24 protein-coding genes are annotated in these 22871 nt (G+C 58.0%); 15 read left to right on the top strand and 9 right to left on the bottom strand.

Features of this window, described 5'->3' with window-relative positions; translation table 11 throughout:
• Nucleotides 1-145 precede the first annotated feature (145 nt).
• The 11 genes from eno to BM035_RS11310 all read left to right on the top strand — a co-directional run bounded on the left by eno (nucleotide 146) and on the right by BM035_RS11310 (nucleotide 9689).
• Entirely contained in the window at nucleotides 146-1441 is a 1296-nt protein-coding gene (gene eno, locus BM035_RS11360) for a phosphopyruvate hydratase (RefSeq protein WP_008172888.1), read from the top strand.
• A gap of 205 nt (nucleotides 1442-1646) precedes the next feature.
• On the top strand, nucleotides 1647-1919 hold the full coding sequence (locus tag BM035_RS11355; RefSeq protein ID WP_008172887.1) for a septum formation initiator family protein: 273 nt from the start codon (nucleotides 1647-1649) through the stop codon (nucleotides 1917-1919).
• 6 nt (nucleotides 1920-1925) lie between these two features.
• Entirely contained in the window at nucleotides 1926-2627 is a 702-nt protein-coding gene (ispD, locus tag BM035_RS11350; RefSeq protein WP_062784901.1) for a 2-C-methyl-D-erythritol 4-phosphate cytidylyltransferase, read from the top strand.
• A gap of 26 nt (nucleotides 2628-2653) precedes the next feature.
• Complete coding sequence (ispF, locus tag BM035_RS11345; protein WP_092031913.1) at nucleotides 2654-3133, top strand: 2-C-methyl-D-erythritol 2,4-cyclodiphosphate synthase; 480 nt, start codon at nucleotides 2654-2656, stop codon at nucleotides 3131-3133.
• The gene (truD, locus tag BM035_RS11340) at nucleotides 3130-4179 is read left to right on the top strand and encodes a tRNA pseudouridine(13) synthase TruD (protein ID WP_092031911.1); all 1050 of its coding nucleotides are present in this window, start codon (nucleotides 3130-3132) and stop codon (nucleotides 4177-4179) included. The genes ispF and truD overlap by 4 nt, the downstream gene beginning before the upstream one ends.
• Before the next feature lie 11 nt (nucleotides 4180-4190).
• Nucleotides 4191-4961: a 5'/3'-nucleotidase SurE gene (gene surE, locus BM035_RS11335; RefSeq protein WP_008172880.1), complete on the top strand. Its 771-nt coding sequence runs from the start codon at nucleotides 4191-4193 to the stop codon at nucleotides 4959-4961.
• Complete coding sequence (locus BM035_RS11330; RefSeq protein ID WP_014576717.1) at nucleotides 4958-5614, top strand: protein-L-isoaspartate(D-aspartate) O-methyltransferase; 657 nt, start codon at nucleotides 4958-4960, stop codon at nucleotides 5612-5614. The genes surE and BM035_RS11330 overlap by 4 nt, the downstream gene beginning before the upstream one ends.
• A gap of 2 nt (nucleotides 5615-5616) precedes the next feature.
• The gene (locus BM035_RS11325) at nucleotides 5617-6606 is read left to right on the top strand and encodes a DUF368 domain-containing protein (RefSeq protein WP_053114909.1); all 990 of its coding nucleotides are present in this window, start codon (nucleotides 5617-5619) and stop codon (nucleotides 6604-6606) included.
• Between the two features lie 210 nt (nucleotides 6607-6816).
• Nucleotides 6817-7707 carry a peptidoglycan DD-metalloendopeptidase family protein gene (locus tag BM035_RS11320; protein WP_092031909.1) on the top strand — a complete coding sequence of 297 codons (891 nt, stop codon included), beginning with the start codon at nucleotides 6817-6819 and terminating at the stop codon, nucleotides 7705-7707.
• A 205-nt stretch (nucleotides 7708-7912) separates the two neighbouring features.
• Complete coding sequence (gene rpoS, locus BM035_RS11315; protein ID WP_053114911.1) at nucleotides 7913-8908, top strand: RNA polymerase sigma factor RpoS; 996 nt, start codon at nucleotides 7913-7915, stop codon at nucleotides 8906-8908.
• Between the two features lie 205 nt (nucleotides 8909-9113).
• Nucleotides 9114-9689, top strand: coding sequence for a chalcone isomerase family protein (locus BM035_RS11310; RefSeq protein WP_014576720.1), 576 nt, complete (start codon nucleotides 9114-9116; stop codon nucleotides 9687-9689).
• A gap of 60 nt (nucleotides 9690-9749) precedes the next feature.
• Here the strand turns inward: BM035_RS11310 and nth are convergent, their stop codons facing one another.
• The 8 genes from nth to metG are packed head-to-tail and all read right to left on the bottom strand — an operon-like array spanning nucleotide 9750 to nucleotide 18005.
• The gene (gene nth, locus BM035_RS11305; protein WP_008172868.1) at nucleotides 9750-10388 is read right to left on the bottom strand and encodes an endonuclease III; all 639 of its coding nucleotides are present in this window, start codon (nucleotides 10386-10388) and stop codon (nucleotides 9750-9752) included.
• Nucleotides 10389-10416: 28 nt separating this feature from the next.
• On the bottom strand, nucleotides 10417-11133 hold the full coding sequence (locus BM035_RS11300; RefSeq protein ID WP_008172865.1) for an electron transport complex subunit E: 717 nt from the start codon (nucleotides 11131-11133) through the stop codon (nucleotides 10417-10419).
• A 2-nt stretch (nucleotides 11134-11135) separates the two neighbouring features.
• On the bottom strand, nucleotides 11136-11837 hold the full coding sequence (gene rsxG, locus BM035_RS11295; protein WP_014576722.1) for an electron transport complex subunit RsxG: 702 nt from the start codon (nucleotides 11835-11837) through the stop codon (nucleotides 11136-11138).
• Between the two features lie 2 nt (nucleotides 11838-11839).
• Nucleotides 11840-12889 carry an electron transport complex subunit RsxD gene (rsxD, locus tag BM035_RS11290; RefSeq protein ID WP_008172861.1) on the bottom strand — a complete coding sequence of 350 codons (1050 nt, stop codon included), beginning with the start codon at nucleotides 12887-12889 and terminating at the stop codon, nucleotides 11840-11842.
• Between the two features lie 21 nt (nucleotides 12890-12910).
• Complete coding sequence (gene rsxC / locus BM035_RS11285; RefSeq protein ID WP_008172859.1) at nucleotides 12911-14740, bottom strand: electron transport complex subunit RsxC; 1830 nt, start codon at nucleotides 14738-14740, stop codon at nucleotides 12911-12913.
• Entirely contained in the window at nucleotides 14740-15318 is a 579-nt protein-coding gene (gene rsxB, locus BM035_RS11280) for an electron transport complex subunit RsxB (RefSeq protein ID WP_092031906.1), read from the bottom strand. The genes rsxC and rsxB overlap by 1 nt, the downstream gene beginning before the upstream one ends.
• 29 nt (nucleotides 15319-15347) lie before the next feature.
• On the bottom strand, nucleotides 15348-15929 hold the full coding sequence (gene rsxA, locus BM035_RS11275; protein ID WP_014576726.1) for an electron transport complex subunit RsxA: 582 nt from the start codon (nucleotides 15927-15929) through the stop codon (nucleotides 15348-15350).
• A gap of 45 nt (nucleotides 15930-15974) precedes the next feature.
• A complete protein-coding gene (gene metG / locus BM035_RS11270) occupies nucleotides 15975-18005 on the bottom strand; it encodes a methionine--tRNA ligase (RefSeq protein WP_092031904.1) in 2031 nt (676 codons plus the stop codon).
• 198 nt (nucleotides 18006-18203) lie between these two features.
• Here metG and apbC point away from each other — a divergent pair, with 198 nt between their 5' ends.
• From apbC to BM035_RS11250, 4 genes are all read left to right on the top strand, one after another.
• Entirely contained in the window at nucleotides 18204-19304 is a 1101-nt protein-coding gene (gene apbC, locus BM035_RS11265) for an iron-sulfur cluster carrier protein ApbC (protein WP_053114915.1), read from the top strand.
• 280 nt (nucleotides 19305-19584) lie between these two features.
• Complete coding sequence (gene dcd, locus BM035_RS11260) at nucleotides 19585-20151, top strand: dCTP deaminase (protein ID WP_008172848.1); 567 nt, start codon at nucleotides 19585-19587, stop codon at nucleotides 20149-20151.
• Nucleotides 20148-20747 carry a YjaG family protein gene (locus tag BM035_RS11255; RefSeq protein ID WP_008172846.1) on the top strand — a complete coding sequence of 200 codons (600 nt, stop codon included), beginning with the start codon at nucleotides 20148-20150 and terminating at the stop codon, nucleotides 20745-20747. Before dcd ends, BM035_RS11255 begins: the two co-directional genes overlap by 4 nt.
• Nucleotides 20748-20821: 74 nt before the next feature.
• The gene (locus BM035_RS11250; RefSeq protein WP_053114916.1) at nucleotides 20822-22099 is read left to right on the top strand and encodes a valine--pyruvate transaminase; all 1278 of its coding nucleotides are present in this window, start codon (nucleotides 20822-20824) and stop codon (nucleotides 22097-22099) included.
• Here BM035_RS11250 and BM035_RS11245 read toward each other — a convergent pair.
• Entirely contained in the window at nucleotides 22096-22830 is a 735-nt protein-coding gene (locus BM035_RS11245) for a DUF3108 domain-containing protein (RefSeq protein WP_008172842.1), read from the bottom strand. The two genes, BM035_RS11250 and BM035_RS11245, sit on opposite strands and share 4 nt — an antisense overlap.
• Between the last annotated feature and the right edge of the window lie 41 nt (nucleotides 22831-22871).

Genomic DNA, 22871 nt, shown 5'->3' with positions numbered 1-22871 from the left:
CGAGCGGGAACGGCCCTGTGAAAATGTAGAGGGCCATGGATGGCCCGAAACAAGCGCACATGGATGTGCTCGTAGCGGTTTTCGCAGGGCCGTTCCCGTTCGCTCTGACTCCCGAATTTGAACATGAACTTGGAGACAGAGAAGAATGACCAAGATTGCCAACATCAAGGGCCGTGAGGTTCTGGATTCCCGCGGTAACCCGACAGTAGAAGCCGACGTTATCCTCGAAGACGGCACCGTCGGCAGCGCCTGCGCGCCTTCTGGTGCCTCCACGGGTTCCCGGGAAGCCTTGGAACTGCGTGATGGTGACGCTTCCCGTTACCTTGGCAAGGGTGTTCTTAAGGCTGTAGAAGCCGTGAACAGCAAGATCCGTGATGCACTGGTAGGCAAAGATGCAGCTGATCAGCGTGCTCTGGATCAGATCATGCTGGACCTCGACGGTACCGAGAACAAGGCCAACCTGGGCGCCAACGCCATCCTGGCAGTTTCCCTGGCGGCGGCGAAGGCTGCAGCTATCTCCCTGGGCAAGCCACTGTATGCACACATTGCAGACATCAACGGTACCTCCGGCCAGTTCTCCATGCCGGTGCCGATGATGAACATTCTGAACGGTGGTGAGCACGCGGATAACAACGTTGATATCCAGGAGTTCATGGTTCAGCCGGTTTCCGCCAAGAGCTTCTCTGAAGCCCTGCGGGTTGGCGCGGAGATTTTTCACAGCCTGAAAAAAGTGCTGAAGGCCCAGGGCCTGAACACAGCGGTTGGTGATGAGGGTGGTTTTGCTCCCAACCTGCCCTCCAACGAAGCGGCGCTGGCGGTTATCCAGGAAGCGGTCGAGAAGGCCGGTTACAAGCTTGGTACCGATGTGACCCTCGCCCTGGACTGTGCATCTTCCGAATTCTACAAGGATGGCCAGTACCAGCTGTCCGGCGAAGGCAAGAGCTTCGATTCCGAGGGCTTTGCCGATTACCTGGCAGGTCTGTGTGAGCGATATCCGATTGTCTCCATTGAAGACGGCATGGACGAGAGCGACTGGGATGGCTGGAAGGTGCTGACCGACAAACTGGGCGCCAAGGTTCAACTGGTCGGTGACGACCTGTTTGTGACCAACACCAAAATCCTGAAGCAGGGTATCGAGAAGGGCGTGGGTAACTCCATCCTGATCAAGTTCAACCAGATCGGCAGCCTGAGCGAAACCCTCGATGCCATCAAGATGGCCCAGGATGCCGGTTTCACTGCCGTGATTTCACATCGTTCCGGTGAAACCGAGGACACCACCATTGCCGATCTGGCGGTGGCGACCTGCGCCGGCCAGATCAAGACCGGTTCCCTGTGCCGTTCGGATCGTGTTGCCAAGTACAACCAGCTGCTGCGCATCGAAGAAGCGCTGGACGGTAAGGCGCCTTACCGCGGCCTGAGCGAAATCAAAGGGCAGGGCTGATCGACTGATCCCACCGGTTCTGGCAGAGTGTCTGGCCGGTAATTGGCGAAAAACTGTTAAGGCCATCGTGTTCTGGGCGAAATTCCGGACATGATGGCCTTTTTGTACAGGCAGTTAGAAGAATTTGTTGCTAATCTACTCTAAGGTCTATACTCAACGTCCGGCGTTGGTATTTTGATTGATTGAATTTTGAACGGAATCGGCAATGAAGTTGCTCTGGACCTTAATGGTGGTTGTGATTCTCCTGCTGCAGGTGCGCCTGTGGGTCGGGGAGGGCAGCTTTGCGCAGGTATGGGCTCTGGAGCAGTCCATTGCCGAGCAACGTGAAGAAAATGCCGAGCTGGCTACCCGCAATGAACGTCTCTATGCGGAAGTCAGGAATCTGCGTAACGAGCAGGGCGCCGTTGAAGAACGGGCCAGAATGAACCTCGGCCTGATAAGAGACGACGAGACCTTTTTCCTGGTTGTTGAAAACTGATTGTCTATGCCTTCCCCGAGACTCTGGCTGATTGTTCCTGCCGCCGGCATCGGCCAGCGTATGCAGGCTGAGCAACCGAAACAGTACCTTCGGATTGGCGAGCGTTTCATTCTCGACATCACCCTTTCCCGACTCATGGATTCCGCGCCTTTTTCCGGCTGCATGGTGCCATTGCACCCGGCCGACCATTGGTGGCCGGATACCGAAGCCAGCGGCGATAGCCGAATCCAGACCTGTACCGGCGGTTCCGAAAGAGCTGGTTCGGTGTTGTCGGCGCTGCACGCCATGGCGGAACAGGTGAAAGATGACGACTGGGTTCTGGTGCACGATGCGGCGAGGCCCTGCCTTGATACCCGGGATCTTTCAAATCTGATTGACCGGCTCTACAGCCATCCTGTCGGGGGGCTGCTTGCCTCGCCGGTTGCCGACACTTTAAAGAAAGCCGTTACTGCTGAGCTTCCGGAAGTGATTGAGACCGTTGATCGCACGGGGTTGTGGCGGGCTCTGACGCCCCAGATGTTTCGCTATCGTGTTCTTGTTGATTCTCTGGAGGCAGCTCTTGCCCGGGACCTTCCGGTGACCGATGAGTCCTCCGCGGTGGAGTTTTCCGGTAACATGCCGGTGCTGGTTGAAGGGCGGCCGGACAATATCAAGATCACCGTGCCCGCCGATCTGGCACTGGCAGGCTTCATTCTGAGCCAATTCTGAACTTTCGGAGTGTTCCGGAGCACATTATGCGTATTGGTCAGGGCTTCGATGTCCACGCCTTCTGCGAAGGCGACTCTGTGATTATTGGCGGCGTAAGCATTCCGCATTCCCACGGGCTCAAGGCTCATTCTGATGGTGATGTCCTGCTGCATGCTTTGGCAGATGCATTGCTGGGCGCTGCCGCGCTTGGCGACATCGGGCATTTCTTCCCGGACACCAGTGACGAGTGGGCAGGGGCCGACAGCAGGGACCTTTTGCGTCGGGTTGTGAACCGGGTCCGGGACGAGGGTTTCTCCGTCGTTAACGTGGATACCACAATCATTGCCCAGGCTCCCAAGATGGCGCCCCATATCGATGCCATCCGTTTGAACATTGCCGAAGATCTGGGTGTGCCGGCCAGTCGTGTCAGCGTGAAAGCCACCACCTCGGAAAAGCTGGGTTTTACCGGGCGCGGCGAAGGCATTGCCTGCCAGGCGATCTGCCTGCTTGAACCGGTGGAATCTTGAGCAACTGGCGCCTTGACTGGCCAACCTCCGGCGGCAGTCGTATTGCCTCTGGCCGCCTGAAAACCGCCCCGGGCGATTTCATTGTCGACGAATTGCTGGAGCTGCCGGAAAGCGGCCCGGCCGTCGAGGGAGATGTAATCGCAGGCAGTGGCGAGCATCTTTGTTTGAAACTGGAGAAAGTGGGTGATAACACAGAGTATGTTGCCCGCGAATTGGCCAGGATCGCCGGGTGTCGTCACTTTGATGTCGGTTTCTGTGGGCTCAAGGATAGGCATGCTGTGACCCGCCAGTGGTTCAGTCTGTACCGTCCCGGAAACGAGGATCAGGACACCGCTCTGATCCGGGAGATTGGCCTACGCTGGCCGGTTCTGGCGGTTTCGCGGCAGGCGCGGAAATTGCGGCGCGGGGAGCACAGGGGTAATGGCTTCACGATTACCCTGAGGGCCGTCTCCGGTGAGCACCAGGTTATTGACCGAGCGCTGGAGCGTCTGGGCGATATTGGGGCTCCAAACTACTTTGGCCCCCAACGGTTTGGCAATGATGGCGCTAACCTTGACCGTGCGGTGCATCTCGATCCCGCTACCCTGAACCGACGTGGCCGGTCCGGCGGAAAAGGCCGGGGTGGCAAAAAGCGAGCTGGCAGCGACGGCTCGAAAAACGTATTGTATTTTTCGGCAGCGCGCTCCTGGCTGTTCAATGAGGTGCTGGCAGCTCGGGTAGACGATGGCAGCTGGGCCGAGGCAGGAGCGACAGGTCCACTGTGGGGTGACGGCGGCACCACCGCTTCCGGGCCCCTGGAAACCTTCGAGCGGGGCATTGTCGAGCAAACCCCGGAGTTGGCCGCCCTTTTTTCGGTCAGCCGGATGAAACCGGAGCGAAGGCCATTGGCGGTAAAACCGGAGAGCCTCTCCTGGCAGTGGGTCGCTGAGGACTGTCTGGAGCTGGCGTTTTTTCTTTCGCCCGGCCAGTACGCGACAACGATTTTGAGTGATATTTTCGAGCTTGAGGACATGAGCCTCGGCCGACACAACGAACAACAAGGCTAGCGGAGAACACTGTGCGTATTCTGTTGTCGAATGATGACGGCGTTCATTCACCGGGGCTCATAGCCCTGTTTGATGGCTTAAAAGGACTGGGTGAGCTTGAGGTCGTGGCGCCTGACCGGGATCACAGCGGCGCCAGTAACGCCCTGACGCTCAATCGCCCCCTGACGGTTGAGGAACATCCCAACGGTTTTCGTTCGGTCGATGGAACACCGACCGACTGCGTCCATCTGGCGGTGAACGGATTGTTCCGTGAGCCGTTCGACAGGGTGGTGTCGGGTATCAACACCCACGCCAACCTAGGCGACGACATTATCTACTCCGGTACCGTTGCTGCGGCAACCGAGGGTCGCCACCTCGGACTTCCCGCCATTGCCGTCTCCCTTGTCAACGATGGCCACTTTCACTACGAGACCGCCGCCCGGGTTGTCCGGGTGCTGCTCGAGAACGAGCGCCCCCTGGTGCTGGGGCCTCGCTCCATTCTCAACGTGAATGTCCCGGATGTTCCCTGGGAGGAACTGGCTGGCATTCGGGTGACGCGCCTGGGCCACCGGGAACGGGCAGAGGGTGCCGTCCCGATGACCTGTCCTCGCGGCAAAGAGCGTTACTGGATCGGGGCGGCAGGTGTCGGCGGTGACGCCGGTCCCGGCACTGATTTCAATGCCGTACGTGAAGGTTATGTCTCGGTTACCCCGGTTCACATCGACATGACCCGGCATGAGGCGCTCTCACGGCTCCGGGATTGGGTCGATACCCTGGAGGTTTCGCTGGAGGGGCGGGGATGACAGCGCAGCTCGAAGGCATCGGGATGACCTCCCGACGGACCCGGATGCGACTGGTTCAGCGCCTCAGGGAAGCCGGCATCGAGTCGGACCGGGTACTTGAGATTATGGGAGAGGTGCCACGGCACATTTTCCTGGATGAGGCGCTTTCCCATAGGGCCTACGAAGATACATCGCTACCGATTGGCTACGGCCAAACCTTGTCACAGCCCTACATAGTGGCCCGCATGACTGAATTGATGCTTGCCCACGGGCCCTCACGGGTCCTGGAACTTGGCACCGGGTCCGGTTACCAGACCTCGGTGCTCTCCCGCCTGTTCGCCGAAATCTACAGCGTCGAGCGGATCAAGGCGCTTCAGGACAGGGCCCGGGACCGGTTGCGACAACTGAACGCCAGAAACGTGTTCCTGAAACATGCTGATGGTGGCATGGGCTGGCCTGAACGTGGCCCTTTCGACGGCATTATCGTGACCGCAGCGCCCATTGAAGTTCCAGCCGAATTGCTCGCCCAACTGGCAGACGGTGGCGTGTTGATTGCCCCTGTCGGTGAGGAGAACCAGGTGCTGGTGCAGGTAACCCGGCGGGGAGATCGCTTTGATCACAAGGAGCTGGAACCGGTCCGGTTTGTGCCGCTTCTGGGCGGGGTTGTCCGATAATCATGGTCGACTCTTCAGAAAGTAAACCAAACCCGGACAACGATATTGCACGCAGCCACCACCCTGCAGCCGTATTTCTTCGGGGAATCGCCATGGGTGCCGCTGATATCGTTCCAGGGGTTTCCGGTGGCACCATTGCCTTCATCACCGGTATCTATTTCCGCCTCCTGGAAGCTATCAACGCGGTTCCGGGAGCAGTTTTCCATGACTTGATTCGCGGCCGGTTCAGTCGGTTCTGGCACGCCTGTGACGGAACTTTTCTGGTCGCCTTGCTGGCGGGCGTCCTGACCAGTATTGCTACCCTGGCATCTGGGATCAGCTATATGCTGGTAGCCTACCCGATCCTGATCTGGAGCTTTTTCTTTGGATTGATCGTCGCTTCGGTGTGGCATGTCGGGCGTCAGGTGCGACACTACAAGCCCGCACTGCTGGTTCCGCTGTTATTCGGCATTGTTATCGCGTGGTGGATAACCACCCTGTCTGCCAGCGAGGTTGCGCCTTCCACTCTGGCGTTCTTTGGTGCCGGCGCGCTGGCCATCTGCGCCATGATTCTTCCTGGCATCTCGGGCAGCTTTATCCTGGTGATTATTGGTATGTATGCGCCCGTGCTCGCCGCGATCAAATCGTTGGACGCGGGCATTCTGCTTCTGTTTATGGCAGGTTGCGTGGTGGGTCTTTTATCCATCGCCCGCCTGATCACCTGGGCGTTCCACCATTTTCATGATCTCGTGCTCGCCTTGCTCACCGGCTTCATGATTGGAGCGCTCAACAAGGTCTGGCCCTGGAAGGAGACTCTCAGTTGGCGTACCAACAGCTCCGGTGAACAAGTTCCTCTTAATGAGACGAGTATCTGGCCCTCTACCTTTGCGGAGCAGGCCGGCCAGGATCCCCAGGTGCTATTTGCCCTGCTCATGGCGGCGGCCGGTTTTGCCCTCGTTCTGCTGGTGGAGTGGCTCGGTTCCCGGCATGGAGAGGTCGCACCATCGAGGTGATTTGAGGCGACTGTGTGCGAAGAGTGTTACCTAACGCACAAAACGGATGTTTCTGGAGGTAACAAGGGAGGTCGGTTAGTAACTTGGCTTCGCGAGAAAAATGTGCAATATATTAGCAAGTTACTATAAAAACTTTAGAAACTGCTTCGACAACCGACAGCGGTTATACGGATTTTTCATAACTGGGTCAGTTTTATTCCTGTGAGATTCATGCGTGGGCTCATCAATGCCGTTTCACCGGCGTCCCCGCGGTTCCCGTCCGGTGCCTCAGAGCCTGATCGCCCCGCGAAAAAGGTGCTGGCCAGCCGCCTTGCACTCCTGCCCCTCATGGCCCTGCTGCTACTTTCCGGCTGTAACACGCCGGCACTCTACCAGGACGACATTTACAATCCCCCGGTCTATTGGGGCCGTCACGTCGTCAAACCCGGTGAAACCCTTTACAGCATAGCCTGGCGGTATGGTCGGGACTACCGCGAGCTTGGCGACGCCAATGGCATTGGCCCGCCCTGGAATCTCAAAGCAGGTCAGGTGATTCGTCTGGATCTTCGCGGAAGTGTAACCTCGGGCAGCCAGACTACAGCTGCCAAAAAGCCGTCTGGATCGCAACCGCCGAAAACGGCGAGTCGTGCTTCGCCTCCAAAACAGACAGCCGCCACGGCACCCAAACCTGCGGTGACGAGAGCAGCGAACAAGGGCGCGCCGCTCGCTTCCCAGACCCAGACCGTGGCCCGGATTGAATGGCGCTGGCCTCACGTTGGCACTTTAATTGCTGGATATTCAACATCCGGAAAAGTCAATAAAGGTATTGATATTGCCGGGCAAGCCGGGGATGCTGTAAGAGCTGCGGCCACCGGGAATGTGGTCTATGCCGGCAACGGGTTGCTTGGATACGGCAACCTGATTATCGTGAATCACAACGAGCACTATTTAAGTGCTTACGCTCATAACCGGAAGATTCTGGTGCAGGAAGGGGAGGATGTGAAAGCCGGGCAGGTGATCGCAGAGCTCGGTAGCAGTGGCGCTGAACGACCCATGTTGCATTTTGAAATTCGCAAAAATGGCAATCCGGTTGACCCAGTCCATTATCTGCCGCCGCGCTAATGAATGACGCAGTCAGAGGGCTGCCCTGATCGCACACCCTGGCACTGACAAAACACCGCGTTCGCAAGAAAAACAAGAACGGTAAAGGCCATGACAGGCCGACCAACAAAATGTCCTGAAGAAAAAAGCGTGAAGACAAAGACGTCCGCAATAACAAGAAGTATCGGGCGAACATCCAGGATTATTGAGAGGCGGGGCAAGACAAATGTCAGCAGAGCAAGAAGACATCATCATTGATCGTGTATCGGACATGGACGATGCCGAGGATCAATTGTTAGCAGAAGAGAAAGTTGAAAAAGAGTCCACCGAAGAAGTGGCCGAAGTAGAAGAGGACATCCCCACCCAGGGACGTTATTTCACCAGTCAAAAGCAGCTGGATGCCACTCAGCTGTATCTCAACGAAATTGGTTTTTCCCCCCTGCTTACGCCGGAAGAAGAGGTCTATTTTGCCCGTCTGGCACGCAAGGGAGAGGAGTCCGGCCGCAAACGGATGATCGAGAGCAACCTTCGCCTTGTGGTGAAGATCGCACGACGTTACGTGAACCGCGGGCTGACCCTGCTGGACCTGATCGAAGAGGGCAACCTTGGCCTGATCAGGGCGGTGGAAAAGTTTGATCCGGAGCGGGGTTTCCGATTCTCCACCTACGCCACCTGGTGGATTCGCCAGACCATTGAGCGGGCCATCATGAATCAGACCCGCACCATCCGTCTGCCGATTCATGTGGTCAAGGAACTCAATCTGTATCTCCGTGCAGCGCGGGAACTGACCCAGAAACTGGATCATGAGCCCTCGGCGGAGGAAATCGCCAGAATGGTCGATAAGCCCGTGGCCGACGTTAAGCGGATGTTGGGTCTCAATGAGCGCGTCGCTTCCATGGACACTCCCATTGGTGCCGGTGGCGAAAAGTCGCTTCTGGATACCGTAGCGGATGAAGGGGCTTCGGATCCGGCGGATCTCTTGCAGGACAACAATATGTGTTCCTGCCTGGAGAAGTGGATTGACCAGCTTAGCGACAAGCAGCAGGAAGTTCTGTCACGCCGTTTTGGTCTGCGGGGCTACCCGGTGAGCACGCTGGAGGAAGTCGGCCAGGAGATTGGTCTGACCCGTGAGCGAGTAAGACAGATCCAGGTCGAGGCGCTTCGTCGTCTTCGGGAGATCCTGGAGAAGGAAGGCCTGTCAGGAAACCTGCTGTTCAAGTAACGTCTTTCTTTTCTTTCGATCCAAAGCCGGCCAGGGAATCCCTGGCCGGCTTTTTTGTGTTTCAGGATCGCTCCAAATGAGAACCAGGGCGCGTCCCGCCCGCCAGCGCCGTTGATAGAATGCCGTGACCGGGCGGGGATAAGGGTGTCGAAACCCGGTGCACGAATGAAACACGTCAATAATAACGATCGAAAAGGAAAGGACTATGAAGAAGGCTCTTACAACCGGTTTTGCGTCTCTGACGCTGACGGCCCTGCTGTCTGCTCCAGCCGCCGCCCTCACCGTGGAAGGTGTTGATGTTCCGGATACCTATTCCGCCATGGATACCGAACTCACGCTTAATGGCGCAGGTACCCGTTCCAAATGGTTTATGGACCTGTATGTCGGCGGTCTGTACGTTCCCGAGACCATCGACGATGGTGAGGCCGTGATTAACGCAGATGAGCCCCAGGCCATCACTCTGCACATCATCTCCGGCATGATTACCAGCGAACGCATGACAGAGGCCACCCTGGAAGGTTTCGAGGCCTCCACCGACGGCGATATGGCTTCTATCCAGGAGGATGTGGACCAGTTTATGGCGGTCTTCCAGGAAGAAATCACCGAGGGTGACGTTTTCGATCTGGTGTACCTGCCGGGCGAAGGCGTGCGGGTCCTCAAGAACGGCGAGCAAAAGGACACGGTTGGCGACCTGGCCTTTAAAAAGGCCCTGTTCGGAATCTGGCTGTCCGATAAGCCGGCTCAGAAGGATCTGAAGGAGAAAATGCTGGGTCAGCGCTAACCGCGGCTTGGCATCTGAAACAAAAAGCCGGCAAGATGCCGGCTTTTTTACGCCGCGGATTCAGAGATAATCCCGTTTCTGCTTGAACTCGCACAGGTCCTCAATGATACAGGCGCCGCATTTCGGTTTGCGGGCGGTACAGGTATAGCGCCCGTGCAGAATCAGCCAGTGGTGCGCGTCCAGCAGGAACTCCTTTGGCACCAGGCGCATCAACCGGTTCTCCACCTCCAGAACGTTCTTGCCGGGCGCAATGCCGGTGCGGTTCGACACGCGATAGATGTGAGTGTCCACTGCCATGGCCATGTGGCCGAAAGCGGTGTTCAAGACCACGTTTGCGGTTTTGCGACCGACTCCGGGCAACGCCTCCAGATCCTCCCGCCGCTCCGGCACCTGGCCGCCGTGTTTCTCAATCAGGATTCGACAGGTCTTGATCACGTTCTCGGCCTTGCTGTTAAACAGGCCAATGGTCTTGATGTATTCCTTCAGGCCATCGACTCCCAGGGCCAGGATGGCCTCAGGTGTGTTGGCGACCGGGAAAAGCTTGTCGGTAGCCTTGTTGACACCCACATCCGTGGCCTGGGCCGAAAGAATAACGGCAATCAGCAACTCGAACGGGCTGGAATAGTTCAGCTCGGTGGTCGGGTTGGGGTTGGCCTCCCTGAGGCGGGTGAAGATCTCAATGCGTTTCTGTTTGTTCATCAGCTCTCAGTCTTGTGCAAGTGCGGACTCAGGATACGTTCCCGGTAACCCGGACCCGCTTGCTGCCTGCTGCTACAGGCGCTGGTTCATGTGCCTTGCGGCGCTCTTCCAGATGGTTGTCGATACCATTTTTGAGCGCGATCAGCAGTCCTAGCCCGATAAAGGCGCCGGGCGGAAGAATCATGAACAGCATATCCGGGTAGTTGTCGAAGGGGCGGATCACCCAGTCGGCAGCAACGGGGCCCAGCAGCAGGTGCATGTCCACAAACAGGGTGCCCTGTCCGATGAGTTCCCGAAGGCCGCCCAGGACAACCAGCACCGCCAGAAAGCCAAGGCCCATCATGGCGCCATCCAGCAGTGCCGGAAGTGGTGGATTTCTGGAAGCAAAAGCGTCAGCCCGGCCGAGGATGGCGCAGTTGGTGACGATCAGTGGAATGAAGATGCCAAGAATCAGATAAAGCTCATAGGTAAAGGCCTGCATGAGCAGTTCGGCGCAGGTTACGAATGAAGCGATGATCATGACGAATGCGGGCAGGCGCACAGACTCGCTTACGAAATTGCGAATCAGTGACACCGCAAGATTGGACCCCATGAGCACCATGAGTGTAGCCAGCCCCAGCCCGATGGCATTAACAACGGTACTGGTCACGGCCAGAAGCGGGCATAGCCCAAGCACCTGGACGAGGGCCGGGTTGTTGTCCCAGAGCCCGTCGCGGATGATTTCGCTCGATGATTTGGTTGCCATGGTCAGGAATGCTCCGTATTGGACGATTCGCCGGCAATCGCTTCAGGGTTCAGGATCTTGTCTCTCGGTGACGGCTCTTCGTTGAGCCGCTCACGGATAATCTGACGGTTTTCCCGAAAATAGATCAGTGCTTTCTGAACCGCTTTCACTACAGCCCTTGGCGTGATCGTTGCGCCTGTGAACTGATCGAATTCTCCACCATTCTTTTTAACGTTCCATTCCCGATGCGGCGGTTTGCCCAGCGAGCGGCCATCGAAACTCTTGATCCAGTCGGATTTGCGGGTTTCAATCTGGTCTCCCAGCCCCGGCGTTTCCTTGTGACTGGTTACCCTCACTCCGAGAATGGTCCCCGTCATGTCCACTCCCACGAGGAGATGAATCTTGCCGGAATACCCGTCGGGTGCTACCACGGGCATTATCATGCCAATGGGCTGCTCGTTCTGTCGAGCTACCCAGACGTTCAGAGGGCCGGGCTGTGCCAGGCGCTCACTGGCAGGCAACTGTACCGTATCCCTGAGCAGGTCGTTGTTGTGCCGGCTTTCGGGAATGATTTCATACAGGGCCTGGGCCTCTGCGCGGGCGGCCTGTTCACGAATTCGCTCTTCCGTGGCCACCTGGGTTACGGCAATGGTGCCGCCGGTGATCACGGCGAACAGGCCGAGCCCGATGGCGCTGCGGCGGATGGACTGTGCAACTGCAGCCATGATTACCCCTGGCTCCCCGGTACACCCCGACGGGCCTTGTGGTGGCCGTAAGTGCGTGGAGGTGTGTAATGATCAATGAAAGGAACGGCAAAATTCATCAGCAGAACGCTGAACGCCACGGCGTCGGGATAATTGCCCCAGGTGCGGATCAGGTAGATCAGAATGCCAATTCCCGCTCCATAGATGAGTTTCCCCTGGTGGCTCGTAGCTGCTGACACCGGGTCGGTAGCGATAAAAAAGGCGCCGAGCATGGTCCCGCCTGCAAGCAGATGCAGGGATAGTGGTGCATAGAGGTCGGCATTGTTGCCAAAGGCCAGGCTCATTACGATCATCCCACCAAGAAATCCTGTCGGAATGTGCCAGGTAATGATCCGCAGGGCGATGAGCAGAAGGCCTCCTGCCAGAAATGCCGCATTGACCCATTCCCAGCCTCTGGCGATACCCTCACCAAACGTTGGGTGGTTCAGCACCTCGGTTGCTGTGTGGGTGGTGATCTTGTGTTTGTACTCGTCAAGAGGCGTTGCCATTGTCCAGCCATCGACCGCTGTTTGCTGGCCGGAGGCTATGGTTGCCAGGGTCTCGCCAAAGCCCGGAGCACCGTCCCAGAGCATGGCGGGCTCTGCCCAGTTCGTTGTCATCGCAACCGGAAAAGACACCAGAACCAGGGCGTAACCAACCATGGCAGGGTTGAAAGGATTTGAGCCCAGCCCGCCATAGAGTTGTTTGGCCACAACGATAGCCGAGATCACTGCGACCGCAGATACCCACCAGGGCGCAAACTGGGGCAGCGACAGAGCCAACAGAAGGCCGGTGACGGCGGCGGTATTGTCTTTGATGAAGAAGGCAACCGGCTTTTTTCTGAGCTTGAGCAGGGCAGCTTCAGAGGCGATCGCCAGGGCAATACAGAAGACCACGTTGATCAGGTTGCCCCAGCCGAAGAATAGCGTCTGGGCCAACAGGCCAGGCAAGGCCGCAATAAGCACCCATAACATCACGCGGGATGTTGGCCGGGCCTTGTGGGCGTGTGGCGATGACTGCTGAACAAATGCCATGGATGTGTTGCCTGATCTCGTTTAGTGGGTTGTCTGGGATTCAGTCGGACCGGCGGCCAGCTTTTCTCTGGCCTCAGACAGCGCCTCTTCCGCTCTTTGCACCCGATCGTGATTCTTGGCCACGGCCCTCTCCAGCTTCTCGACGTTGTCTGCCTGCTGGGCTTTGGCGTCATCAAGCATGCCTTGCATGGTTTCCAGCTTGGACCTGGCCTGCTCCAGCTGCTTCTCAAGGGCCTCGATGTCGGGCTTTTCTTCGGTCGGCGGTGCACTGGGGGCAGGCGACTGGGACGCTTGTGCCTTTGCTTTCTTACGGGCCAGGGCCTGCTCCACAAGCGCCGACTTGGCGGCACGTTCGTCAACAGCCTGACCTTCGGCGGCCGCTTTCTCCGCCTCTGCCTGTTTTTTCGCGGCTGCTTCGGCTGCGGCCTGCGCCCGCTCCTTGCGCCTCAGTTCTTTCTCCTGTTGCTCGCGCTCGAGGCGTTCCTGGCGTGCCTCGAAGCGTTCCCGGGCCCGGTCGGCTTTCAACTGTTCTGCCTGTTGGGCACGGATTTCACCCTTGGCGAACCGATAGTACTGAACCAGCGGAATCGAACTCGGGCAAACATAGGAACAGGCGCCACATTCTATGCAGTCAAACAGGTTCAGGTGCTCCGCCTTTTCAAATTCGGTGGCCTTGGCGTGCCAGAAAAGTTGCTGCGGCAACAGCTCCATGGGGCAGGCTTCGGCGCACTGGCCACACCGGATGCAGGGTTGTTCCGGTGGTGGTGCCGGCAGTTCAGCTGCCGTTGCCGCAATCACGCAGTTGGTGGTCTTGATGACCGGTACCGCTTCGGTCGTGAGTGTGTAACCCATCATGGGGCCGCCAAGCACCAGGCGGCTGACCGCATCCTGGTTAACACCAGCCTGCCCGAGCAGATGCTCAATCGGTGTGCCAATAAGCGTTTCGAAGTTGCCCGGTTCCCGAACGGCTTCCCCCGTGATGGTAACGATTCGGGAAATCAGCGGCGTACCCTCCAGGACCGCATTTGCCACGGCAACGGCGGTTCCGATGTTCTGGCACATCACGCCGATATCAGCGGGAATTCCGCCGCTGGGCACTTCCATGCCGGTCAGTATCTGGATCAGCTGTTTCTCGCCACCTGAGGGATACTTGGTGGGAACAACCGCAATTTCGGTCTGGGTGCCTTCGGTGGCTTTTCGCAGCGCGGCAATGGCTTCGGGTTTGTTGTCCTCAATACCGATCACGCAACGCTCGGGGCGCAGAATCCACGCCATGATTTTCAGCCCGGCAACCACCTCGTCGGCCTTTTCCCGCATGGTCATGTCATCAGCGGTGATATAGGGCTCGCATTCTGCGCCGTTCAGAATGAGCGTGCTGACCTTGCGATCCCTTGGTGGCCGGAGTTTGATATTGGTGGGAAAGCCGGCTCCACCCATACCGGAAATACCGGCATCACGGATAATTTGCAGAACCTCGTCGCGCTCCAGAGAACGATAATCCGCCACTGGACTGCGCTGGCACCATTGGTCCTCGCCATCCGGTTTCAGGGTGATGCACCGGTCCGCCATACCTGAGGGATGGGGGACAGGGAAGTCGGCGATGCTCTCGATCACTCCGGATGTCGGTGCATGAACGGGAACGCCCATGCCGGTTTTAACGTCGGCAATTTTCTGGCCCTTCAAGACCCGCTCGCCGACCTCAACAATGGCCTCCGCCGGATCACCGATGTGCTGCTGAAGTGGCAGAACCAACTGGGCAGGCATGCCGGCATCGCGAATCGGACGCGCGGTTGAGATGTCTTTGTGTTCCGGAGGATGGATGCCGCCGGAGAAATCCCAGAGTTGAGTCATCAGGCACTGGCTCCCTGGCGATCGGTGGCAATGAGTCCGGACTTGGGCGGTGTCCAGGTCCAGGTACGAATATCGGGTTCCACCGTCACCATGTCGATGCAGTCCACCGGGCAGGGATCAACACACAGATCGCAGCCGGTGCATTCGCTCTCAATGACCGTGTGCATGTGCTTGGCGGCGCCAAGAATGGCGTCAACGGGGCAGGCCTGGATGCACTTGGTGCAACCAATGCATTCGTCCTCACGAATCACCGCAACCCGTTTGACCTGTTCAACGCCGTGTTCGGCATCCAGGGGTTCCGGTTCCACATCCAGCAGGTCTGCCAGTGCCTTGATGGTAGACTCGCCGCCCGGCGGGCATTTGTTGATCGGCCCCCCCTCGGCAATGGATTCGGCGTAGGGCCGGCAACCGGGATAGCCGCACTGGCCACACTGGGTCTGGGGAAGAAGGGCGTCAATCTGATCCACCAGCGGGTTGCCCTCCACCCTGAACCGTTCGGCCGCAAATCCGAGCAGGCCGCCGAAAACAACGGCCAGGGCCAGAAGCACCAAAACGGCAACAAGAACGCTTGTCCACATAACCTGTTACTCCTAATCCCGCCGGCCGATCAAACGCTGACCAGGCCGCCAAAGCCCAGGAAAGCCAGGGCCATCAACCCGGCTGTCACCAGCCCGATGGCAGCACCGCGAAAGGCCACCGGCACATCGGACACGGCGATGCGCTCACGCATGGCGGCGAACAGCACCAGAACCATCGAGAAGCCCGCTGCTGCACCAAATCCATACAACACGGACTCAACGAAGTTGTTGTTCTTGTTGATGTTAAGCAGGGCGACGCCCAGCACCGCGCAATTCGTGGTGATCAACGGAAGGAAGATGCCCAATACCCGGTAAAGCAACGGGCTGGTTTTGCGCACCACCATCTCGGTGAACTGAACCACCACGGCAATCACAAGGATAAAGGTGATGGTTCTGAGGAACGCGAGGTCCAGCGGCTCGAGCAGGTAGGTATAGGCAAGGTAACTGCACACCGAAGCCAGGGTCAGAACGAACGTGGTGGCCAGGGACATCCCCATGGCCGTCTCCAGTTTTCCGGATACGCCCATAAAGGGGCACAGGCCCAGGAACTGAACCAGTACAAAATTGTTCACCAGAATGGTGCTGACCAGAATCAGCAGATATTCGGTCATTTACCTTGCTCCATTGGCACCTGTCAGCGCTCAGCCCGGTCGCCCTTACATAATCCGCATGCCGGGCGTGGCGCCCGAATCCGGAGACAGGATAAAGATGTCCTTGCCTCCCGGGCCGGCCGCCAGAACCATACCCTCGGACACTCCGAACTTCATCTTCCGCGGCTTGAGGTTGGCGACCATGACGGTCAGGCGTCCCTCGAGATCTTCCGGCTTGTAGGCTGACTTGATACCAGCAAACACGTTGCGCTCGCCATGCCCTATGTCAAGGGTGAGGCGAAGAAGCTTGTCGGCACCTTCCACATGCTCTGCCTTGACAATTTTAACGACCCGAAGATCCACTTTCGCGAAATCGCCAAATTCTATTTCATCGGCGATGGGTTCAAGATTGGCAGCGGGTGCTGGTTTTCCGGTCGCTGCGGGCAACTCCTCCTTGGAGGAATCCAGCATTTTCTCGATCTGGGCCATATCCACGCGGTTCATCAAAGGCTTGAACTTGTTGATGCCGTGGTTCTCCAGGCGTTCGCTCCGATTGTTCCAGTCCAGCGGTGCATTCAGGAAAGCCTCGGAGGCCTTGGCGGTCTCCGGCAGCACCGGTGCCAGATAGGTCATCAGAAGATGGAACATGTTGATGGCGTTGGTGCAGATGGCCTGAAGATTCTCGTCCTGGCCTTCCTGCTTGGCGATCACCCACGGCTGCTCGTCGTTAACATACTGGTTGGCAATGTCGGCGAGCTCCATGATCCGGCGCATCGCGCGGCCGAATTCGCGGGTTTCGTAGAATTCCTCGATTTCCTTCCCAGCCTCTATGAATTCCTTCAGTTTGGCATGCTCGGTAACCTGGCCGAGCTGGCCGTCGAAGCGCTTGGTGATAAAGCCAGCGCTGCGGCTGGCAATGTTGACGACCTTGCCCACCAGATCCGAGTTCACCCGGGCAGCGAAGTCTTCCAGATTCAGGTCCATGTCATCCACGCTGCCGGTCAGCTTGGCAGCGAAGTAGTAGCGCAGGTATTCGGGGTTCAGGTGATCCAGGTAAGTGCGCGCCATGATGAACGTGCCGCGGGACTTGGACATTTTCTTCCCGTTAACGGTGACAAAGCCGTGAGCCCAGACTGCGGTTGGTGTGCGGAAGCCCGCATCGTGCAGCATGGACGGCCAGAACAGCGCGTGGAAGTTGATGATGTCCTTGCCGATGAAGTGGTAGACCTCGGCGGTGGAATCGGCCTTCCAGAAGTGCTCGAAATCGATGCCTTCCCGGTTGCAAAGGTTCTTGAAGCTGGCAAGGTAGCCGATCGGCGCATCCAGCCACACGTAGAAGTATTTCCCGGGCGCGTCCGGAATCTCGAAACCGAAGTAGGGCGCATCACGGCTGATGTCCCACTCCTGAAGGCCTGCGTCCAGCCATTCCGCCAGCTTGTTGGCCACCTGGGGTTGCAGCGTGCCGCTGCGGGTCCACTTGGCGAGGAAGTCCTGGAAATCCGGCAGCTTGAAGAAATAGTGCTCGGACTCTTTCTCGATCGGTGTGGCGCCGGAAACCGCCGAGCGCGGATTGATCAGCTCGGCCGGCGTGTAGGTTGCGCCACAGGCCTCGCAGTTATCCCCGTACTGGTCCTCGGTTTTGCACTTGGGGCAGGTGCCCTTGATGAACCGGTCCGCCAGGAACATGTTCTTTTCAGGGTCGTAGGACTGGGTAATCTTGCGCGTGGCAATGTGCCCGTTTTCCTGAAGCTGACGGTAAATATATTCCGAGAAATAACGGTTCTCTTCGGAATGGGTGGTGTAATAGTTGTCGAACCGGATGTGGAACCCGGCGAAGTCCTCCTGATGCTCCTCGCGGATCCGGTCGATCAACTGCTCGGAGGTAATGCCTTCCCGCTCGGCACGAAGCATGATGGCAGTGCCATGGGCATCATCGGCGCAAACGTAGTAACAATTCTGGCCACGCATCTTCTGATAACGCACCCAGATGTCGGTCTGAATGTATTCCAGCAGGTGCCCCAGATGAATAGGGCCGTTGGCGTACGGCAGGGCGCTGGTAACCAGAATATCGCGCTGTTGTTTGCTCGCTTGCGTCATGGTGATGTCCGAACCTTATGTTGACACGGGTTGGAAAGACAAAACGGGGAACTGGTGGCTGTCTTGATTGATTGCCCCAGGTAAAGACCCCATATGGTCAGAAACGGGCACAGATGATACCTTCCGAGCAGATAATTTTCACCCGAATCACCTGTTTCCGTGCTTAAAATCGAGCATGAGCTTATTCCGGAGAACCCGATGACACAGATTTCTGAGCAGGCCCTGCAATCAGCGGTTCGCGAGTACCGTGATCCTTACCTCAACAAGGACCTCTACCAACTGGGTGCCGTAAAATCCCTGAACGCCGACGAGCGCGGAAACGTCACCCTCATGGTCGAGCTGCCATACCCCTCGAAAGGCATTGCAGGTGCCCTCAAGCAGCTTGTCGGTAATGCTCTGGAAGACGTCGCCGGTGTCGAAAATGTGGACGTCCACGTGGGCCAGAAAATCCACTCCTACAAAGTCCAGAAAGACCTGCCCGCAGTACCCGGCGTGAAAAACATCATCGCTGTCGCGTCGGGCAAGGGTGGCGTCGGTAAATCCACCACTGCCGTCAACCTGGCCCTCGCACTCCAGGCCGAAGGCGCACGGGTCGGCATCCTGGACGCCGACATCTACGGCCCCAGCATCGGCATGATGCTCGGCGTGCCCGAAGGCAAACGCCCGGACACCCGCGAAAACAAATACTTCGTCCCCATGGACGCCCACGGCCTCCAGGCCAACTCCATGGCTTTTGTCGTTACCGAGAAAACCCCCATGGTCTGGCGCGGCCCCATGGTCAGCGGCGCCGTGATGCAACTGCTCCAGCAGACCCTCTGGAACGAACTCGACTACCTCATCGTCGACATGCCCCCCGGCACCGGAGACATCCAGCTCACCCTGGCCCAGAAAGTCCCGGTAACCGGCGCCGTCATCGTCACCACACCCCAGGACATTGCCTTGCTGGACGGCAAGAAAGGCATCGAAATGTTCCGCAAAGTCGATATCCCGGTGCTTGGCGTGGTCGAAAACATGAGCGTCCATATCTGCAGCAACTGCGGCCACGAAGAGCCCCTCTTCGGCCACGGCGGCGGTGAGCGCATTGCCCAGGAATACGACACCACACTCCTCGGCCAACTGCCCCTGCACATGACCATCCGCGAACAGACCGACGGCGGCACCCCCTCGGTAATCGCCGAACCGGACTCCGAAGTGGCCCGCCGTTACCGCGATATCGCGAGAAGGGTAGGGGCTGAACTGTCCACTCGGGAGCGGAACCTTTCCGGTTCGATCTCAAGCGTTTCAGTGACGGAGCACTGACAACGTCTCAAGGTTTGCGGCGTTTCACTCCGATGTTAGTTCGCGGTCTTAGGGGCAGCCTTCCAAAAATGTCGAAGGCCATGGATGGCCTTCGCCAAGCGCACATGGATGTGCTCGTAGCGGTTTTTGGAAGGCTGCTCCTATGAGCGCAGCCCGCCAATTCTGAGGTCCGAGCACCCAGCCGCAGCCCCCAGAAGTAAAGACTCGACAGCCTTCGACAGACCCCAAGGGAAAAGGTAAACTACGCCCCAATTTTCCCAGTGGATACGAGACTTCGCCAATGAGCATCAAATCCGACAAGTGGATTCGCCGGATGTCCGAACAACACGGCATGATCGAACCGTTCGAAAGCGGACAGGTTCGTGAAACCGAAAAAGGCCGCGTGATCTCCTACGGCACCTCCAGCTACGGCTACGACGTACGCTGCAGCAACGAATTCAAAATCTTCACCAACGTCCACTCCGCCACCGTGGACCCGAAGAACTTCGACGAAAACAGCTTCGTCAACTACACCGGCGACGTCTGCATCATCCCGCCGAACTCCTTTGCACTGGCCCGCACCGTTGAATACTTCCGCATTCCACGAAGCGTCCTGACCATCTGCCTGGGCAAGTCCACCTATGCGCGTTGCGGCATCATCGTCAACGTCACCCCGCTGGAACCAGAATGGGAAGGCCAGGTTACGCTGGAATTCTCTAACACCACCAACCTGCCGGCGAAGATCTACGCCAACGAAGGCGTCGCCCAGATGCTCTTCTTTGAATCCGACGAGATCTGTGAAACCAGCTACAAAGACCGGGGTGGCAAATATCTTGGCCAGACCGGCGTGACCCTGCCCAGGACATGAACGCCAACCAGTTCCTGAAAGCCGTTTCACAACTGCAGGGATGGCGCGAATGCGCCTTCCTGCTCGCTCTGGCTGAGCGCTCATTCCCGAACTACGCCCTGTTTGCCGATGCCATGGGCCTGAAGACCGGTGCCAAAATGCGCCAGCTTCTCGATCTTGGCTGGGACTTGCTCCAAAAAGACGTCTCCGAATCGGCGATCCCGCAGTTGCTCGCCAAACTGGAAACCCTGTCGCCGGACGTGGACGCCTACGACGCCTACGGTGTTTACCCGGCCTTCGACTTCTGTCAGCTACTGGAGCAGGCGCTGCTGAACCGCCTGAACCCCTCCAAACACCGCGCTACCGATGCGTCACAGATGGCGACCGGAACCGTGATGAACTTTATTGAGCTGTCCGAAGGGGAAGACCTCGAGGAAGACGAGCTCGTCCGTCTGCTTGATCATCACCCGTTGATGAAAGAAGACAAAACCTTCCAGCGGGACCTGATCCTGGAGCTGAAGCGCCAACGCACGCCAACCGATCAGTTCGTGGCCCGTCTCCGGGAGGATGCAGCCAACGAGGGCGTCAGTAACCTTGGCATTTCGCTCACCGAATAAACGTTGGGGAGCGAGCAAGCTACACTTTCGGTATTACCCGTTGTATTCAGAATAGGTCAGATGGATTTTATCCCATGAAACTCTCTGCTTTTGGTCGCAAGTTCACCGCCGATGCCGGTATCACGTCCCTCATGGATGACCTGGGTAACGCCATGGCATCCGGCGACGACATGATCATGATGGGCGGGGGAAATCCCGGGCATATTCCCGAGATCCAGCAGAGAGTACAGGAAATTCTCGCGGATATGAGTCGTAACGAGGGCGATGTTCGCCGTCTGGTCGGCATCTACGATCCGCCTCAGGGGGAAAAGCAGTTTATCGCCTCGCTCGCCGAGCTGCTCAACCGCGAATATGGCTGGGGCCTGAAACCTGAGAATATCGCCCTGACCAACGGCAGCCAGGCGGCCTTCTTCATGTTGTTCAACATGTTTGGCGGAGACTACGGCGACGGTAACCGCAAGCATATTCTTTTGCCGCTTGCGCCCGAGTACATCGGCTACGCTGACGCTGGCATTGAACCGGGCCTGTTCCATGCGGTGCAGCCGGACATCTCGTTCACCGACGCCCACGAGTTCAAATACCGGGTGGATTTTGATGCCGTAGAGGTTACCGGTGAGACCGGCGCTATCTGTGTGTCACGTCCCACCAATCCGACCGGTAACGTCGTTACTGACGAAGAGCTTGCCCGGCTTGAAGAGCTCGCCCGCCAACACGACATACCACTGATCGTCGATGGCGCGTATGGCACACCATTTCCGAGCTTGCTGTTCGTTGATGCAACACCCACCTGGAACGACCAGATCATCCTCTGCCTGAGCCTCTCGAAGCTTGGTTTGCCGGCAGCGCGGACCGGAATCGTGATTGCCGCCGAGCCGGTGATCAAGGCGTTGTCAGGCATTAATGCCATTATGAACCTGGCCACGGGCAGTTTTGGCGCCATGCTGGCCGAGCCTCTGGTTCGTTCCGGCGAAATATTGTCCCTGAGCAGGGATGTGGTTTGCCCGTTCTACAAGGCGAAGATGGAACGGGCGGTATCCGCGTTCCGGGAGGCCATGGGAGAGGACAGCTGCCGCTGGTATGTGCACAAGCCCGAGGGCGCCATGTTCCTGTGGCTCTGGTTCCCGGATCTGCCGATCTGCAGCCTTGAGCTGTATCAGCGGTTGAAGAGCCGAGGGGTTCTGGTCGTTTCCGGACACTATTTCTTTCCCGGATTACCGGAAGATGGCTGGAGGCACCGGCATGAGTGTCTGCGCGTGACCTACTCCCAGGACGACGATCGGGTTGCCGAGGGCCTCCGGATCATTGCCGATGAGGTCAAGGCCGTGTGGCGCGAGGCCGGGCGTGAGGTCTAGCGCTCGAACTCTGCTTCCTTGAGTTTCAATTCGTAGGTGCTGCCGTCCGGCTCAACCTGCCTGAGGCGGACTAGCAGGAAATTCTGCTCCGGCGAGAACCACATCAGCGTCTGGCGCTTGGAATCCTCGCGAACCTTCTCCGCCTTCAGGGTGGCGCTCTGTTTGTTGCCGGTGCTCATATTCTCGCCATTGATCACCGCGAAGCGATCGGTGTCGATAGAATTACCGTCGAGCACCCGATAGGTCATTTCCCGCTTGCCATTCTTGATGTCCTGGTGCAGCTGAAGCTGGTAGCCCAGCGGATCCAGGAGGCCTTCTTCCAGCGCCAGTTCGAAGGGCTTTCCCTTGTATTCCCCGGTTGCGACGCCTGCGGACCAGTCGAAGTCGATAGAGTTCTTGCGGTCGCTGATCAGGAAACCGGATAAGCGGTATCGGTATCGCATGGGTATGACGTGCCCGTCCTCCCAGCGGAATACCAGCGATTCATCGATGCTGACAATGAAGGAGTCGACATCCGTGCGGTACAGCCAGACATCGTTGCCCTGGGAGGAGAGTGTGCGTTTTGCGGTGCCATTGAGAGAGAGACCCTTCTCCATGGCTGCGGTATAGCTGGCCTCGAAGGGGGTCAGGTCCGCTTCGGTCTCGGCATGCAGTGTGACCGGTCCGGCGAGAATGCCGAGACAGGCCAGCAGTGCGGCGCAACCAAATCTGATGAGACGTCGTGAAAGCATCTTGTTAAACCCGAACAATTACCGTCATCAATGGCGACAGT

The sequence above is a fragment of the Marinobacter sp. DSM 26671 genome, from assembly GCF_900112835.1.
In the GTDB taxonomy this organism is placed as follows: Bacteria; Pseudomonadota; Gammaproteobacteria; order Pseudomonadales; family Oleiphilaceae; genus Marinobacter; species Marinobacter flavimaris.
Note: the sequence above shows the minus strand (reverse complement) of the source record. Positions and strands in the feature narration are given on the sequence as shown.

Bases quoted from the DNA above. Each gene is read 5' to 3' on its own strand.
- eno (WP_008172888.1), top strand. From the start codon at position 146: ATGACCAAGATTGCCAACATCAAGGGCCGTGAGGTTCTGGATTCCCGC.
- BM035_RS11355 (WP_008172887.1), top strand. From the start codon at position 1,647: ATGAAGTTGCTCTGGACCTTAATGGTGGTTGTGATTCTCCTGCTGCAG.
- ispD (WP_062784901.1), top strand. From the start codon at position 1,926: ATGCCTTCCCCGAGACTCTGGCTGATTGTTCCTGCCGCCGGCATCGGC.
- ispF (WP_092031913.1), top strand. From the start codon at position 2,654: ATGCGTATTGGTCAGGGCTTCGATGTCCACGCCTTCTGCGAAGGCGAC.
- BM035_RS11330 (WP_014576717.1), top strand. From the start codon at position 4,958: ATGACAGCGCAGCTCGAAGGCATCGGGATGACCTCCCGACGGACCCGG.
- BM035_RS11325 (WP_053114909.1), top strand. From the start codon at position 5,617: ATGGTCGACTCTTCAGAAAGTAAACCAAACCCGGACAACGATATTGCA.
- BM035_RS11320 (WP_092031909.1), top strand. From the start codon at position 6,817: ATGCGTGGGCTCATCAATGCCGTTTCACCGGCGTCCCCGCGGTTCCCG.
- rpoS (WP_053114911.1), top strand. From the start codon at position 7,913: ATGTCAGCAGAGCAAGAAGACATCATCATTGATCGTGTATCGGACATG.
- BM035_RS11310 (WP_014576720.1), top strand. From the start codon at position 9,114: ATGAAGAAGGCTCTTACAACCGGTTTTGCGTCTCTGACGCTGACGGCC.
- nth (WP_008172868.1), bottom strand. From the start codon at position 10,388: ATGAACAAACAGAAACGCATTGAGATCTTCACCCGCCTCAGGGAGGCC.
- BM035_RS11300 (WP_008172865.1), bottom strand. From the start codon at position 11,133: ATGGCAACCAAATCATCGAGCGAAATCATCCGCGACGGGCTCTGGGAC.
- rsxG (WP_014576722.1), bottom strand. From the start codon at position 11,837: ATGGCTGCAGTTGCACAGTCCATCCGCCGCAGCGCCATCGGGCTCGGC.
- rsxD (WP_008172861.1), bottom strand. From the start codon at position 12,889: ATGGCATTTGTTCAGCAGTCATCGCCACACGCCCACAAGGCCCGGCCA.
- rsxC (WP_008172859.1), bottom strand. From the start codon at position 14,740: ATGACTCAACTCTGGGATTTCTCCGGCGGCATCCATCCTCCGGAACAC.
- rsxB (WP_092031906.1), bottom strand. From the start codon at position 15,318: ATGTGGACAAGCGTTCTTGTTGCCGTTTTGGTGCTTCTGGCCCTGGCC.
- rsxA (WP_014576726.1), bottom strand. From the start codon at position 15,929: ATGACCGAATATCTGCTGATTCTGGTCAGCACCATTCTGGTGAACAAT.
- metG (WP_092031904.1), bottom strand. From the start codon at position 18,005: ATGACGCAAGCGAGCAAACAACAGCGCGATATTCTGGTTACCAGCGCC.
- apbC (WP_053114915.1), top strand. From the start codon at position 18,204: ATGACACAGATTTCTGAGCAGGCCCTGCAATCAGCGGTTCGCGAGTAC.
- dcd (WP_008172848.1), top strand. From the start codon at position 19,585: ATGAGCATCAAATCCGACAAGTGGATTCGCCGGATGTCCGAACAACAC.
- BM035_RS11255 (WP_008172846.1), top strand. From the start codon at position 20,148: ATGAACGCCAACCAGTTCCTGAAAGCCGTTTCACAACTGCAGGGATGG.
- BM035_RS11250 (WP_053114916.1), top strand. From the start codon at position 20,822: ATGAAACTCTCTGCTTTTGGTCGCAAGTTCACCGCCGATGCCGGTATC.
- BM035_RS11245 (WP_008172842.1), bottom strand. From the start codon at position 22,830: ATGCTTTCACGACGTCTCATCAGATTTGGTTGCGCCGCACTGCTGGCC.